Origin of the sequence: Pseudogracilibacillus auburnensis, from assembly GCF_003201975.1 — a bacterium.
Classification (GTDB): domain Bacteria; phylum Bacillota; class Bacilli; order Bacillales; family Amphibacillaceae; genus Pseudogracilibacillus; species Pseudogracilibacillus auburnensis.
The window spans coordinates 289,200-302,795 of the sequence record NZ_QJJQ01000003.1 but is presented as its reverse complement, the minus strand read 5'-3'; the positions used below and the strand labels follow the sequence as shown (position 1 = coordinate 302,795).

The 13,596-nt window shown below is 32.8% G+C and carries 21 protein-coding genes; 8 read left to right on the top strand and 13 right to left on the bottom strand.

Going from position 1 to position 13,596, the window contains the following annotated elements:
- The 13 genes from DFR56_RS06450 to DFR56_RS06405 form a co-directional block, all read right to left on the bottom strand.
- Positions 1 to 339, bottom strand: coding sequence for a hypothetical protein (locus tag DFR56_RS06450; protein ID WP_110394617.1), 339 nt, complete (start codon positions 337 to 339; stop codon positions 1 to 3).
- Positions 336 to 512: a hypothetical protein gene (locus DFR56_RS22860; protein WP_158525518.1), complete on the bottom strand. Its 177-nt coding sequence runs from the start codon at positions 510 to 512 to the stop codon at positions 336 to 338. Before DFR56_RS22860 ends, DFR56_RS06450 begins: the two co-directional genes overlap by 4 nt.
- Positions 509 to 1,321, bottom strand: coding sequence for an ATP-binding protein (locus DFR56_RS06445; RefSeq protein ID WP_110394616.1), 813 nt, complete (start codon positions 1,319 to 1,321; stop codon positions 509 to 511). Before DFR56_RS06445 ends, DFR56_RS22860 begins: the two co-directional genes overlap by 4 nt.
- An 11-nt stretch (positions 1,322 to 1,332) precedes the next feature.
- Positions 1,333 to 2,115: a DNA replication protein DnaD gene (locus DFR56_RS23290; RefSeq protein WP_110394615.1), complete on the bottom strand. Its 783-nt coding sequence runs from the start codon at positions 2,113 to 2,115 to the stop codon at positions 1,333 to 1,335.
- 20 nt (positions 2,116 to 2,135) lie between these two features.
- On the bottom strand, positions 2,136 to 2,291 hold the full coding sequence (locus DFR56_RS22850) for a hypothetical protein (protein ID WP_158525517.1): 156 nt from the start codon (positions 2,289 to 2,291) through the stop codon (positions 2,136 to 2,138).
- A gap of 17 nt (positions 2,292 to 2,308) precedes the next feature.
- Positions 2,309 to 2,536, bottom strand: a complete 228-nt coding sequence (locus DFR56_RS06435; RefSeq protein ID WP_110394614.1) for a hypothetical protein — start codon at positions 2,534 to 2,536, stop codon at positions 2,309 to 2,311.
- 83 nt (positions 2,537 to 2,619) lie between these two features.
- Complete coding sequence (locus DFR56_RS22845) at positions 2,620 to 2,781, bottom strand: hypothetical protein (protein ID WP_158525516.1); 162 nt, start codon at positions 2,779 to 2,781, stop codon at positions 2,620 to 2,622.
- A gap of 2 nt (positions 2,782 to 2,783) precedes the next feature.
- The gene (locus tag DFR56_RS06430) at positions 2,784 to 3,035 is read right to left on the bottom strand and encodes a helix-turn-helix domain-containing protein (RefSeq protein ID WP_110394613.1); all 252 of its coding nucleotides are present in this window, start codon (positions 3,033 to 3,035) and stop codon (positions 2,784 to 2,786) included.
- Positions 3,035 to 3,316, bottom strand: coding sequence for a hypothetical protein (locus DFR56_RS06425; protein WP_110394612.1), 282 nt, complete (start codon positions 3,314 to 3,316; stop codon positions 3,035 to 3,037). Before DFR56_RS06425 ends, DFR56_RS06430 begins: the two co-directional genes overlap by 1 nt.
- A 2-nt stretch (positions 3,317 to 3,318) precedes the next feature.
- A complete protein-coding gene (locus tag DFR56_RS06420; RefSeq protein WP_110394611.1) occupies positions 3,319 to 3,528 on the bottom strand; it encodes a hypothetical protein in 210 nt (69 codons plus the stop codon).
- Between the two features lie 194 nt (positions 3,529 to 3,722).
- Positions 3,723 to 3,995, bottom strand: a complete 273-nt coding sequence (locus DFR56_RS06415) for a hypothetical protein (RefSeq protein ID WP_110394610.1) — start codon at positions 3,993 to 3,995, stop codon at positions 3,723 to 3,725.
- Between the two features lie 92 nt (positions 3,996 to 4,087).
- Complete coding sequence (locus DFR56_RS06410) at positions 4,088 to 4,273, bottom strand: hypothetical protein (RefSeq protein ID WP_110394609.1); 186 nt, start codon at positions 4,271 to 4,273, stop codon at positions 4,088 to 4,090.
- Between the two features lie 60 nt (positions 4,274 to 4,333).
- Complete coding sequence (locus tag DFR56_RS06405; RefSeq protein ID WP_110394608.1) at positions 4,334 to 4,582, bottom strand: helix-turn-helix transcriptional regulator; 249 nt, start codon at positions 4,580 to 4,582, stop codon at positions 4,334 to 4,336.
- A gap of 160 nt (positions 4,583 to 4,742) precedes the next feature.
- Between DFR56_RS06405 and DFR56_RS06400 the strand changes: the two genes are divergently transcribed.
- The 8 genes from DFR56_RS06400 (at position 4,743) to DFR56_RS06370 (ending at position 13,584) form a co-directional block, all read left to right on the top strand.
- The gene (locus DFR56_RS06400; RefSeq protein ID WP_110394607.1) at positions 4,743 to 5,147 is read left to right on the top strand and encodes a helix-turn-helix domain-containing protein; all 405 of its coding nucleotides are present in this window, start codon (positions 4,743 to 4,745) and stop codon (positions 5,145 to 5,147) included.
- A 162-nt stretch (positions 5,148 to 5,309) separates the two neighbouring features.
- Positions 5,310 to 6,503: a hypothetical protein gene (locus DFR56_RS06395; RefSeq protein ID WP_110394606.1), complete on the top strand. Its 1,194-nt coding sequence runs from the start codon at positions 5,310 to 5,312 to the stop codon at positions 6,501 to 6,503.
- Between the two features lie 36 nt (positions 6,504 to 6,539).
- Positions 6,540 to 7,991, top strand: a complete 1,452-nt coding sequence (locus DFR56_RS06390) for a hypothetical protein (protein WP_110394605.1) — start codon at positions 6,540 to 6,542, stop codon at positions 7,989 to 7,991.
- A gap of 21 nt (positions 7,992 to 8,012) precedes the next feature.
- Entirely contained in the window at positions 8,013 to 8,165 is a 153-nt protein-coding gene (locus tag DFR56_RS22840; protein ID WP_211320609.1) for a hypothetical protein, read from the top strand.
- Positions 8,166 to 8,360: 195 nt separating this feature from the next.
- Complete coding sequence (locus DFR56_RS06385; RefSeq protein ID WP_110394604.1) at positions 8,361 to 8,873, top strand: ImmA/IrrE family metallo-endopeptidase; 513 nt, start codon at positions 8,361 to 8,363, stop codon at positions 8,871 to 8,873.
- 79 nt (positions 8,874 to 8,952) lie between these two features.
- Positions 8,953 to 10,125 carry a tyrosine-type recombinase/integrase gene (locus tag DFR56_RS06380; protein ID WP_110394603.1) on the top strand — a complete coding sequence of 391 codons (1,173 nt, stop codon included), beginning with the start codon at positions 8,953 to 8,955 and terminating at the stop codon, positions 10,123 to 10,125.
- Positions 10,126 to 10,262: 137 nt separating this feature from the next.
- The gene (gene recU / locus DFR56_RS06375; protein ID WP_110394602.1) at positions 10,263 to 10,856 is read left to right on the top strand and encodes a Holliday junction resolvase RecU; all 594 of its coding nucleotides are present in this window, start codon (positions 10,263 to 10,265) and stop codon (positions 10,854 to 10,856) included.
- A gap of 16 nt (positions 10,857 to 10,872) precedes the next feature.
- The gene (locus DFR56_RS06370; protein WP_110394601.1) at positions 10,873 to 13,584 is read left to right on the top strand and encodes a penicillin-binding protein 1A; all 2,712 of its coding nucleotides are present in this window, start codon (positions 10,873 to 10,875) and stop codon (positions 13,582 to 13,584) included.
- Positions 13,585 to 13,596 lie beyond the last annotated feature (12 nt).

The following is a 13,596-nucleotide window of genomic DNA, read 5'->3' as shown; positions in this document are numbered from 1 at the left end:
CTACCTCCTTATATTTTGTGGTTCATAAACATACCGTCTGTTTTCATATTCAATAACAGTTGGGACATTTTTCTTTATTTTCAAGTGCTTAATCGGTTTTCTATAGTTAAGCTTCCTCACAATTTTTCCTTCTCTAGCTTGGTGAAAAATTGCTAGAAAAATTTCATCCGGATCCCTTTCATATTCAATTGCAATTTGTTCAATGCTACAACCCCTGTTCCATTTTTCGCTGATAGCTTCAAGAGCATGCCTTTCAAATACTGGTTCTAATTCCTCGTTACAAAAAACATAATCCTTTCCTTTTTCGATATATACAGGACCGTAACCCCTCGTATTCATTTTGCATTCAACATCTTTCTAGTCTCTTTAACTCCAGGAACAAATTTATCAGCAACAGCACTTTCTTTATTGTGTTTCCACCAGTTATCCCATTTTCGTTTTGTTTCAGCTTTTGAATCATTAGGTTCAAAAACCATTACGCTTTTCATACCTTTTAAAATATCCGTTTTCATTTTCTGAACCCCCTCATACGATAATCAGGACCTTCCACTTCTATGACTTCCGTTCCGTCCATCATTCGCGATAAGTTTCTAGAATTGACCTTTTCTTTCAGCTGCTCACCAGTGAGGTTAGTTGTATAAATTGTCGGTTTTCCTGAGCGACTATCAAGAACTTCAAACAATTTGGTATGAGTCCAATTGTCATCATCTTTTCTGAGATTTGTGTATTCAGTACCTAAATCATCTAGTACAAACAAATCGACACTTTCAATTAAATTCAAAATATCAGCCTCATTGAATCCAGTATTTCCACTGTAGGTTTGTCTGATTTTTGTTAATAATTTTGGTACTGATAGAAATAAACAAGTAACCCCTTTTTGCATTAATTCTTTCGTTATGGCTACAGCTAAATGACTTTTTCCTACGCCATAATCGCCGACCAGTAATAGATTGCTAGATTCATCTTTTTTAAACTCTTTGGCATATTCCATTAGCTTTATTTTTGCATTTCCTAAATCACTTGTAGGTGGCTTGTATGTTCTGAATGTTGCCGTTTTTAATGACTTATTAATTAAGGAATTATGATCAAAAATACGATGGAGTCTTTTTATCCTATTTTTCTTTGCTTGCTCCATTGTTTCTTTTACAAGCTGTATATCCTCGCATTTACAGCCATAATCAGCTATCGTTTTTTCACCTTTTAATGGACCAATAGGAATAATCATTTCTGTTTGCTGAACTAATTCACCACAACCATCACAAACAAATTCTTTAATGATTTTTCGCTCTGGATTGAAAACAAAATCTTTAATAGCCTGCATGATCAACCCTCCTAAAATCCGAGATTGTATTTATATTTTTCGCTTCTGGCTTCTGTGATAGGAGTTACTTTTGATTTTTCACCTTTATCTCTTTTCACCTGCATGACCAAAGTGTCAAATTGTTTTCTTAATTTTGCTGGTGAAAGGATATTTGCATGCCAAAATTCATGAGTTTGTGTCCAATCAATCAAATACTCAATTTGCTCTTCCGTTCTCTTATCACGTTCGCGCATCAACCGAATGTCATTTGCCCATTTATTTAAATTAGGTTTTCTGTGACTTGGGTTATTTTCACGAATTTTATTAAAAAACAATTCTGCAAGACGCATGTCGCAAATTTCAAATTTGTGACGTTTATTATTATTATTCTTACATTCTTTCATTCTTACATTCTTGTTAGTTGTCAGTTGCTTGTCATCTGTTTGTCGGTCGCTTGTCGCTTTCTTTGTCGGTAGGACTTCTTTCTCTTGAAAAACTCCCCAATTAACAATAGTTATAAGCCTATTCCTGTTTGTCGATTCGTTTGTCAAAAAACCGTACTTTTCGAAACGATGAAGGGCAGTCCTTACATTCCTAATTGAGATCCCAATTCCCGCCATTTTCACAATAGAATTAAGGCTTGTGACAAATTGTCCTGGCTTTGCTACATACTTTTTTCCTTTCCATTCCCATTGTTTTTCATCGTGATTAGCCATTAATAAAAGTGTTATTAAAATTGCTTTTTGCTCTGGACTTGATTCTGTCCAAATAGGTTTATTAATTAATTCACGATGTAACTTTATCCATCCTTGCATCGAAGATCTCCCCTCGCTGTTTATGTACGTTCACATATCGCAAAACCATTTTCTTCACGTACAAATAAGTAATCGGGATAGCGTTGTAAATACTCTTTAATATTTGACTCTATTTCCTTTTTGTCATGTGACTGAAAGGCCCATTCTGGCAATAGAACTCTATGAATTATTCGCAACTGCTATCCCTCCTAAACTACCAAATTATTAAACTGAAATACTTTGAAACGCCTTCATACACTTGCTTTTTCGAACGAAAACAATCATGAGAAATACCCGTTTCCACTTCGTACAATCCAAATTGATTTAATAAAACCGTCACACCTCCTAGATCAACTACTTTTCCAACTTCTAAATTTGATATTTTATTAAAAATAGGATCTTCTATTGCTCCTAAATAATCATAAATATGTGTTTGTTCCATCACGAACCTCCAGTGGTAAAAATGGCTGGATTGATGTATAATAAAAATATAAAGATACACGTGTTAGGTAATGCTTTGGTCGGCTACTTAACACTTTTTTTATGTTCTTTATCAGGATCGAAATATCCAACTGCAAATAGAAAAGCAAGAATGATGCAACCTGCAGCTAAAATTTTATTGTCTTCTCCGAAATAAAAAGCTCCCGCGAATGCTGCAATAACTAAACTTCCAATTGTATTAAGCATTTTCAACCTCCTAACAATTGCATAATGCTTTGCATAATATTCAGACCATCGACGCCACACATAAATGCTACTAATACTTCTGTTGCTTGCGTATTTGATAACCAAGCTTGTACGATTGATAAAGTAGGTTCTTTTGAACCACTTTCATACTTACTAATATCTGATTGATTCACATTCATTTCGAGAGCGAGTTCCTCTTGAGTGAGCCCTTTTCTTTCTCTGCAAGCCCTCAAAATCCCGCCATATTTTTTCATCATTTGCCTCCTTCCAACATGTCCTTAATAAACCAATAGTCGGCAATAGATAAACGCTTTATATCATATTCCTTGTATCGTTTGTTATATTGATATACATAGATCAAACTTATAGTAGAAATACCTATCATTATGTGATTCTCCCAGTCTTGAATTTCAAACTTCTGTATGTCTGATAGATATGGGTCTTCGGTGATAGAATCAACTTTTTCTTTAATTTTTTCAACTAAGTCTGACGGTACCAATTTTTCAAGAGCCTTATAATCGATTTCAACTGCCATAATTAAGCTCCCTCCAACAAAATAAATTCATTTTCAAGTGCAATTGGGCTAACTTGCCAACAATCACCTTCATGGTCCACTACGCTATATAAAAAATCTTTTTCACAAATGTCATCGACAATGACTTCCTTTAGAAAACTAGGCTTACCTTTTAAATTTACTGGAACAACTACATCACCAATACCGAATTTGAAACCTTTTACTTTAAGCAAACAATCACCCCCTTACAGCTAAAATGCCCGCGATAAGTATTATGATTAAAATTAACAGACCGAATAGTCTTAACAAACCCAGCATGAAACTAAATTCTTTCATCAAATTTTCCTTCCAACAAATTGAAAAATGTTTAAAAAAATTGTTTTTTTCTATCCATAAAATTTTCTAGCGTCTGTCCACGCATTATTTTTTACCACTCTTCCATGATTTGCTTCATAACTTCCAAACTTTCTTTATAAAACCAGTAACGTTTACCCTTTTCTTTCCTACGTTCCAAAATTCTCATTCGTGGATCATGAAGGAACTCCTCTTCCAGGAAAGATTTACTCATGCAAGTTTGTTTAATCATTTCATTTACGTCCCAGGTGAATAATGTTTCATGCAAAATTTCGTCTAATTTGTTATTGATATACTTGCGAACTTCTTTTTGATCAACGTCTACATGAATTTGAGCCAAAGACATATGCTCACCCCCAATTCTCTTAGTTTACATAATCCCTTATGGTAAAATGCCCCATGAACTAGCTGAGATAAAAAAACATTAAATAAATCTAATTAATCCATTTTTCTATCCAGTGCAATAGGTGTCATTTCTACATGCATATCCATTAAAAGTTTTTTTGCATCACGATATGTGAAATCGTTAGCAGAAAGTAGATCATAAATGCTTTTTTTAAGCATGTTTTCTCTATCTGTTTTAGTCGTAACTTTTGTTGCGACTTCTTTTTTTTCCATGTTCATCCCTCTCACCTCCCCTTATTCCAAATTGGAATAGACTGCCCATCGATTAAGATTTACAATTTAGTTAACCACATGGTTTGTATTAAGGCCCCTATTTAGTTCACTTGTAGTTAACTCGATATTAAAAAAAATATCGTCGGGTTTAGCATTAAAAACTTTAGCTATTTTTACAGCTAGTTCATAGCTTAGTTTTCGTTTACCATTTTCAATCATCCAGTAGTATTCCTTTGATATTCCGACTTTGTCAGCGACCTCTTGATATGTTAATCCTGCTTTTTCACGAATTAATTTTAATTTTTCTAATACCATAATTTCACTCCCTTTTGTTAACTTGAGGTTAATTACAGTATAGTTCACTGGTAGTTAACTTGTCAAGTGTTTTTTTAAAATAAGTTTCTATTTAGTTAATTTTACAGTTATATCCTTTGAGTTACCTAATAGTTAACTTATAATATAAATAGGAAACGAGGTGTTAATAGTGCTAGGAGACCGATTAAAAAAATTGAGAAGTGATAAACGAATAACGCAAGAAAAGTTAGGTAAAAAAGTTAATGTAACTAAAGTTTCAATATCCGGATATGAAAATGGAAATAGAAGTCCTGACACTGAAACACTTCAGCGCCTTGCTAATTACTTTGAAGTTAGCGTTGACTACCTCTTAGGCCGAACGGATAATCCAAATCCACCGAATAGCGAATTCAATCCAATGGACGAAATCAATCGACTTATTAAAGAATACGACATCGATCAATCGGGATTTTTTGACATAGAGAAATGGAAAGCAATGGGACCAGAAGAAATAAAGCAACTAGAGGAATATTTTGAATTTATAACAAGCAGAGCGAAAAATAAAAAAGATAGCTCTAAATCATAAAATAACCTAAACATAATTAACTAACATCAAGACTAACCACACCAAGAATTTATTTTGGTGTGGTTTTCTATAATCATGATATAGTACTTTTGAAACCTGAAGATTTGACTACTCAACTTAGTGAATAATTTAACATTAAAAAATAAAGGAGTTGCGTTAACTATGAAAGTTCTATTTTACAGTTTATTCGATATTTCTCATGAGGAAGATAAAACTACGCCCATTTTTTTCCATGATAAATTGGGTTCAGACGAACAAACAAACAGTGACATTCGAGATGTTATTGAATTCGCTGATAGCACGATACAAGAGGCTGATGAGTTAACCAAAGTTAGAGATTACTATTTTGAGTCCGAAGACGCAGAGGTCATTTCCCAAATCAAAAAAATTCTAAAATTGTATATCGATGAATCCTTTTTAGACGAACGTATTAATGAAAAACTATTAACTATTTCTAAACGTTATGCTCGTGAGGAGAAAGATGTAATAGAAAAAAAATCACAGTTAAATACTCCTGCCCCAAGCAATCTCTTTTATGTTCTAAGTAAACTTGAAGATGACAATGAAGAGGAAGGTAGATTTCATTTTTTTATAGCAAAAATTGAAAAAAGTGAATTTTTACATTCCGAATCTGATTCATCTAATAAGATATTTAGATTAATTCAGGGTTTACCTCACAAATCTGATGATAAGAAAAAATCTGATAAAAGCTGGAAAACCGCTAGTATCTACATATCTTATCAAGTCGATAAAAATGAAGAAGCAATTTTAGATATAGAACGAGTTATAATTTCTGACACAAATAATACTATTGCAGTATACTGGTCAAAAAATTTTTTAGAAGCAACAGAAGTAAACGACGATGAAAAAAATACTTTATCTGCTTATAATGAAGTGAGGAAAATAATTAATAATTTAAATCGTAGCAAAGACAAAACTCCTCAAAGAGCTGCAGATGTTAATCATTTAACAAATGCGTTAAATTCATATTTCTTAAATAATGAAGCCTTCGACTTTGAAAGAATGGTAGAATCAGTATTCAGTCCATCTTATGCTCCTGCGTGTTCTAATCTTGACATGCAATCATTACATAATAAAGCTGTTAAGCTAAAGGATTCCGTTAAATTCGATAATAACTTTTCTATTATACCAAAAGTTGTGGAAGATAAGGCAAAACAGACTATTAAAATATCGGACAAAATTGATATTCGAGTCAATAAGCACTCAGATGATTTAAATGATATAATTAGCAGTGAAGTAGATGAATTTGGCAATCCTTTTATAAAAATAAAAGTCGATAGTAAAGAAAATGAAGCCTATATTAAGTTTATTAATAGAGAAACTATAAAAAGTTAATTTTTCAATAATAATTTGATAGAAAGGAGGGGTTATGTGAGCATAATAGAAAATTTTAACGAATTTAATTATTCCATGAATTTTAAAACAAAACTAGAATTACTAAATATGCAGAATGTAATTGAAGTTTTTTTAAATACGAAACACGAGAAGGATTTAATTAACATAGAAATTTACGATTATTCTTTAGCTGATACTGTATACAATGAATCTAATATAGATTCATTTGACTTTACTTCATTGTCTACAAATATAGATGAGGATAGTGAAGAGTTTCGGTTGAAAGTAACTATAAAGAAAAACAATTTTTCAATTTACTCAGCTGAGAAGTTTCTTGAACATATTGATGAACTTGAATTTAAGCACATATTAAACAATTTTAATACATTCACAAAAACTCCTCCCGAAAGTTTGTATATTGCGGAAGCAAAGAATCAGTTTCATAGCACTCTTTTTAGTGACGCAAAAAGCAAAATTAACCGAGAAAAATATATCTCACAAATGGGAGATGCTGTAAATGCATTCGGATTTCCATCACACTCTTTATTGCCAAATGATTTTGATTTGAACTATAAAGATTTATCAGGGGAAAATTATGATACAATCAGAATCTTTAAATTTCTAAAACAATTACAAGGATTATTATCACTCTTTTACCTATCCGATTTTATAGAATTAGAAAAAAACAAAATTACTCTTAAAATAAATAATACGTACACACTTCGATCTCATTTCGACTTCGGAGAATTATCTTTTTCCTCTTTTAAAGTAATTGATGAATTATATAAAGTGTATCGATGGGTTTATGAAAATGAGAATAATGAAAATATCCAAGATAAATTGGAATTAGCCAGAATTCAGTTAGCAAAGAACATTTCATTTGAAGATAATTGTTTTCATATTGAGACAGAAAATATTATGTCAAACTTACAAAGTATGTATAAGATTTATCTTAAAGAAAATGTAGACAAATATATAGAAGCTACAAATAAGGTTGCAGAAATAATATCAGATATGACATTTAGGCAAAACGAAATTACATCTTCATTTACTAATTCACTAAAAACTAACTCAACCCTGTTAATTGGTTTTTTTATTTCGTTAGTTGTTTATAATAATTTGGCTGCGGGAGAAACATCAATATTTAATGAATCAAACTTTTTATTAGTAATTTTATTTACTATAATTTCTGGTGTATCTTTAGCCTTATCTCATCGTCAAGTAAATCGTAACTTGGACAGATCAATTGGTTATTATAATAAACAAAAAGAAATTTACCAACATCTTTTTTCAAAAGATGATATTAAAAAACTTTTCTCAATTGATTATATAGATACCTTAGAAAAGAATGTAAAGACTGATCGTAATCTGTATACAACAGTATGGATTTTAGAATTGATAACAATATTCTCCGCTTCTTATATTGCAACCTATTACCCGAGTTTTTTTATGTCGGTAATCAAACTTATATCAAAATTATTTAGTTGATACTTTTCTGCTAGAATGTTGGTGGTAGTAAGAAGCACTGTAAGTGAAAATACAGATAATTTAATTGTTGAAAAACTAGATATAAACATTGATGAAATAAGCGGTCATAGTTCAAAAGAAATAAAAGCAGATGAACTAATTGCAGAAGGATTTGAAATAAAGGTAATAAAATGAGCGGGCTTTCTTAGATTTATTATATCATAAAGTAGCTAATTGACTAGAATTAAGTAAAATTATATTAGAGTCTCATCATAAAAACACATCCTCTTAACAGGTATACGTTTTTTTGTATATCTCTTTTATTTCCCCTTAAAAAGAACGTACGTTTCTGTTACAATAAATGAAACATACGTTTTTAGGGGGTCTTTTATGTTTTACAATCTAACTAGAATGGAGAAATGGATCACGAAAGAATATGTAAAACACAATATTGCTTCTGCTAGTGATATTGATTTGGACAAATTGTCCAGCATTTATAACGTAATTGTTTGGAAGATGCCGATGGAGCCAAGATACGATATTTACAATAAAAAGAGATTTATCTGTATTGATTCACGATCAAGTCCTGTAAAACAACGCGAACAATTTTTTCATGAATTATGTCACGTCATTTTCCATGTCGGTCATCAATCAAAAATGAATGAACCTTTTCGTCAAATGCTTGAATGGGAAGCAGATAATTTTATGATGTATGCCGCCCTCCCCTATTTCATAATTAAACAGTATGACCTTACATGTGATTATCTAATACATGTTCTTTCTAACGAATTTCAAGTAACAAAAGCTTTATGCGCAAAACGATTACAACAAATTAAAAATAGAATACAAAACAACTCAAATCTTGTGGCTGAAAGACCACTTGTTTATAATGGTCTTAATTGATTGTTTCTGTAAAGGAGGAAATACGTAAATCCTATCCTTGTAGAAAGCGTCTGTCCACGCAAAAAAAGGATGGATAAAAATGAAATTACACAAATCGGATATTGATGAAGAGATTTATTATTATTTTTTAAAAAACGGTGTAAAACTTTTTATGTACCGTCATAAATATTACGACAGCTTAGGTAGAAGACGAGAAAAGAAAAAAAGTAGCTTTGCAACAGGAAAAGCAGCCCTTAATGCTTTATTGAAGGTGAAGGCTGCTATATTAAATGGTCAGTTAAAACATATTGAACATAGTCAAATGACTGTTGGACAATGGTTTGATATTTGGTACGAAACGAAAAATAGATACTGGGAAAGGGCGACAACTAGGCCGAAACGTAAAGCATTAATTAAAAACCATATTAAGCCCCTCCTAGGCAGATATAAATTAAGTACATTGACAGCGAGTACTTATGAAAGAGAATTTATTAATAAACTTTTAGATAAAGGTTTTGAACCAAGTACTATGTTTAATTATCATACCATATTCAAAACGGCTATCAATGCTGCTGTCAATGAAGAGATCATTTTACGCAACCGATTCACAAAAATAAAAATAGATCGAGATGACATCCTTGATAATTTTCTCGACCCTAGTGAATTAAATCTTTTTTTAACCAGGGCTAAAAAATACAGCAGTATAACAAGTCATTCTATGATTTTATTACTTGCATACAGTGGTTTAAGACGAGGAGAAGCTTTGGGTCTTAAATGGAAAAACATCGATTTTAAAAAGAATACAATCGCCGTTGAAAGGACTAGAGATAACAAGGGCGAAAGAAAACCAAAGACCAAAAAAAGCATACGCACCATTGATGTAGATCCAATAGTGATAAATAATTTAGAGCATTATAAAAAATGGTGTATTGAGACAATGTTGAGATATGGTAAACATTTAAATAGCGACGATTACGTATTTATTTCTCACTTATCCCAGAATGTAAATCAATCTTTTTTAAATCACTGTTTTGCAGGAATATATCAAAGAATGGAAAATGAGGGTATTAAATTAAAAAGAATAACTCCACACGGATTACGTCACACTCATGCTACAATATTAATTGATGAATTAATCCCACCAACAGATGTAGCAGATCGTCTAGGTAATTCATTGGAAATGATTTATCGTGTATATGCCCATTCAATTGAAAAAGTGAATGACAAAACCGTGACAGCTTTTAGTAACCGGCTAAAACAACTTGCAGAATAAGTGGTTAAAATAAGTGGTTTGGGGCTAAATTTGGGGCTAATTAATGTAGATGTTTTGAAGATCATTGATATACCAACACTTAGGGAGTTTAATTTACTAGTATCGACATTATAATGTATAATGTTAGGAGGATTTAAATGAATTACCCGAATGGAATAAGAAAAACTGCAGCAATTCGTCATGGTCATTCTGTTCCTACAAAGCAATCATATGGGAATCGCGGTATGTCGTTAGAAGAAGATATTAACAGTACGAATGAGTACTATTTAGAAACGAATCAAGCAATCATTCATAAAAAACCAACCCCGATTCAAATTGTGAAAGTGCATTATCCTAAAAGAAGTGCAGCGATGATAACGGAAGGATATTTTAGAAGCAAATCGACATCAGATTATAATGGGATATATAAAGGAAAATATATCGATTTTGAAGCGAAAGAAACAAAAAATAAAACGTTATTCCCTTTAGCAAATATTCATGAACATCAATTTGAACATATGAAGTCGATCATTCATCATGGGGGAATTTGTTTTTGCATTATTCGTTTTGCCATTTATAATGAAACCTATTTATTGGAAGCTAGTAATTTAATAGCATGTTGGGAAAACATGTTAAATGGCGGAAAAAAATCAATACCTTATGAAACGCTTAAACAAGAAGGATACTTAATTCCATTTAAGTATCAAGCTAGGGTTGATTATTTGAAGATCATTGATCAACTCTACTTTTAGAATGGAGGATAGATGAATGACAACAAATCATTCTCGAACAGCTAGAAGAAGACAGAAAAAGACGATGAAAAAACCTTTATGGAAAAAAATCTTGATGACCCTATTCATCATTTTTATTTTTGCAGGATTAGGTGTCACTACTGTATTTGGTTATTTCATTGCAACAGCACCAAAAATTGATTTTGACAAATTAGATGTACCTTATGCTTCCCAATTTTACGATAAAAATGGAGATCCTTTTGCGGAAATTGGGGCCGAAAATAGGGTGAAAATTGAATATGATGATTTACCAGAAGTTCTGATCAATGCAGTTACGGCAACTGAGGATGCACGTTTTTTTGATCATCCCGGAATTGACATCCGCAGAATTGGTGGAGCAATTAAAGCAAATATTCAGCACGGTTTCGGTTCAGAAGGTGCGAGTACAATCACCCAGCAGGTTGTTGAAAATATGTTTTTAACACCTGAGAAATCGATAAAATTAAAAGTTCAAGAACAATGGCTCGCCTTAAAATTAGAACGAGAATTTTCAAAAGAACAAATTCTAGAAATGTATTTAAATAAAATATTTTATGGTAGCAATGCTTATGGGGTTGCAAAAGCAGCTGAAGTATATTTTGGCAAAGAAGATTTACACGACTTAACACTTGTTGAAGCTGCGATGTTAGCGGGTCTTCCACAACGACCGACAGCCTATAATCCATTTGAAAATCCTGATCTAATGGCAGAGCGTGTCGATACAGTATTAAAATTAATGGTACGCCATGGAAAAATTACACAGGAAGAAGCGGATGAAGCGAGAAATACAGATATCGCTAGCGTACTTACGGATAAAAAGCCAAAATCCTTTCCATATGATGCTTATATTCAACAAGTACAAAGAGAACTAGAAGATAAGTTAGAAGGTGTCGACTATAATACAGCAGGATTAAAAGTCTATACAGCATTAGATACGAGTATTCAAGATCATGTAGAGTTTTTACTAACAGATAGTGATGAAAACCCAATCTCTTATCCAGATGATGAGCTGCTCGCAGGAATGACGGTTGTCGATACGAAATCTGGAGCTATTCAAGCAATTGGTGGAAGTAGAAATAGAGAAGATGCATTTGGTTCGAATTATGCCATTGATGCTAATCGTCAAGGTGGTTCAACGATGAAACCACTACTTGCTTATGGTCCAGCGATCGAATATGAAAAATGGTCTACATATCATCAAATAAATGATGATGCACCATATGACTTTGGTGGTGCTAATCCGATTCAAAACTGGAACCGACAGTACCAAGGATGGATGTCAGCCAGATACGCATTAAAGGAATCATTAAACGTACCGGCTGTAAAAACGATGGAGGAAATCGGTTTTGATCGTGCCCAAACATTTGCTGAAGGACTTGGTATTAATTTTCATAATGATGAAGTTTGGATTACAGATGCAATTGGTGGTACAGAGACAAATGTATCTCCCCTTCAACTAGCTGGAGCGTATAGTGCCTTTGGAAATGAAGGAATTTATACAGAACCATATGCCGTCGTAAAAGTAGAATTTCCTGATGGTTCTGTCGTTGATTTAAAACCAGAATCAGAAGCAGTGATGTCTGATTATACGGCTTATATGGTTACAGATATGTTGAAATCCGTACTTAGTGATGGAACTGGTACAAATGCTAATATTCCTGGTCTTCCTGTTGCTGGAAAAACAGGAACAACGAACGTTTCCGGTAAAAGTGGTGCCAATAACTCTTGGTTTAGTGGCTATACGACAAACTATTCTATTGCCATTTGGACGGGATACAAAGAGCATAATCGAATAATCGAAGACACACAAATACCACATGCTTTATTTAAAAATACAATGACGGAAATCTCTAAAGATATCGAGACATCAGACTTTGTCAAACCAGATTCTGTCGTTGAAGTTGCAGTTGAAAAAGGGTCAAACCCACCTGCCCTACCAAGTTCCTATACACCGAAAGAAAATATTGTAACAGAACTTTTTGTGAAAGGGACCGAACCATCTAGTGTTTCCGAGAAATTCGATGAACTTGATCCTGTATCAGGACTGACAGCAAAGTATAATGAAGGAAACAACTCGATTGATGTTAGTTGGAAATATGATGCAGATGCAGATGTATCATTTGAAGTAGCATATAAAGTTGGTGATGGTGACTTCAAACAATTAACTACGACTTCTGATTTACAAGTTGCGATTACAGAAGTAGAACAAGATACGACATATACGATTCAAGTAACTGCAGTAAGTAATGAAAATAATTCGAAGAGTGCAGCCCAATCTACAACTGTCACTATAGGTAATGAGGAAGAACCTGATGATGAGGAACCAGACGAACCAATACCTAGTGTGGAAGGATTAAGTGCATCCTTTAATGAAGCAAATGCATCCATCAATGTTACGTGGCAATATAACGGACCATCTGCACAGTTTGAAGTAGATATTAACGGAAGCAAACAAACCGTACAATCCAAAAGTGTGCAAATCAATGGTGCCACTCCTGGTAATACGTATACGATTACGGTAACGCCAATTGCGGATGGTAATCGGGGAGAATCAAGAAATACTAGTATCACCGTACCAGCAAACGATAATAATGATGATCAAAATAATGATGATCCTGGTAACGATGATGATAGTAACAATGATGACAATACTGATGATGAACCAAACGATGATGATGCCGATCAAGATGAACGCGAAGATGAACAGTAAAAAAAACTGGCA

Excerpts from the sequence above, each read along its gene's own strand:
- DFR56_RS23290 (WP_110394615.1), bottom strand. The coding sequence starts at position 2,115 with ATGCAAGGATGGATAAAGTTACATCGTGAATTAATTAATAAACCTATT.
- recU (WP_110394602.1), top strand. The coding sequence starts at position 10,263 with ATGAATTACCCGAATGGAATAAGAAAAACTGCAGCAATTCGTCATGGT.
- DFR56_RS06380 (WP_110394603.1), top strand. The coding sequence starts at position 8,953 with ATGAAATTACACAAATCGGATATTGATGAAGAGATTTATTATTATTTT.
- DFR56_RS06425 (WP_110394612.1), bottom strand. The coding sequence starts at position 3,316 with ATGGCAGTTGAAATCGATTATAAGGCTCTTGAAAAATTGGTACCGTCA.
- DFR56_RS06395 (WP_110394606.1), top strand. The coding sequence starts at position 5,310 with ATGAAAGTTCTATTTTACAGTTTATTCGATATTTCTCATGAGGAAGAT.
- DFR56_RS06405 (WP_110394608.1), bottom strand. The coding sequence starts at position 4,582 with ATGGTATTAGAAAAATTAAAATTAATTCGTGAAAAAGCAGGATTAACA.
- DFR56_RS06450 (WP_110394617.1), bottom strand. The coding sequence starts at position 339 with ATGAATACGAGGGGTTACGGTCCTGTATATATCGAAAAAGGAAAGGAT.
- DFR56_RS06410 (WP_110394609.1), bottom strand. The coding sequence starts at position 4,273 with ATGAACATGGAAAAAAAAGAAGTCGCAACAAAAGTTACGACTAAAACA.
- DFR56_RS22860 (WP_158525518.1), bottom strand. The coding sequence starts at position 512 with ATGAAAACGGATATTTTAAAAGGTATGAAAAGCGTAATGGTTTTTGAA.
- DFR56_RS06415 (WP_110394610.1), bottom strand. The coding sequence starts at position 3,995 with ATGTCTTTGGCTCAAATTCATGTAGACGTTGATCAAAAAGAAGTTCGC.
- DFR56_RS06445 (WP_110394616.1), bottom strand. The coding sequence starts at position 1,321 with ATGCAGGCTATTAAAGATTTTGTTTTCAATCCAGAGCGAAAAATCATT.
- DFR56_RS06370 (WP_110394601.1), top strand. The coding sequence starts at position 10,873 with ATGACAACAAATCATTCTCGAACAGCTAGAAGAAGACAGAAAAAGACG.
- DFR56_RS06435 (WP_110394614.1), bottom strand. The coding sequence starts at position 2,536 with ATGGAACAAACACATATTTATGATTATTTAGGAGCAATAGAAGATCCT.
- DFR56_RS06430 (WP_110394613.1), bottom strand. The coding sequence starts at position 3,035 with ATGAAAAAATATGGCGGGATTTTGAGGGCTTGCAGAGAAAGAAAAGGG.
- DFR56_RS06385 (WP_110394604.1), top strand. The coding sequence starts at position 8,361 with ATGTTTTACAATCTAACTAGAATGGAGAAATGGATCACGAAAGAATAT.
- DFR56_RS22845 (WP_158525516.1), bottom strand. The coding sequence starts at position 2,781 with ATGCTTAATACAATTGGAAGTTTAGTTATTGCAGCATTCGCGGGAGCT.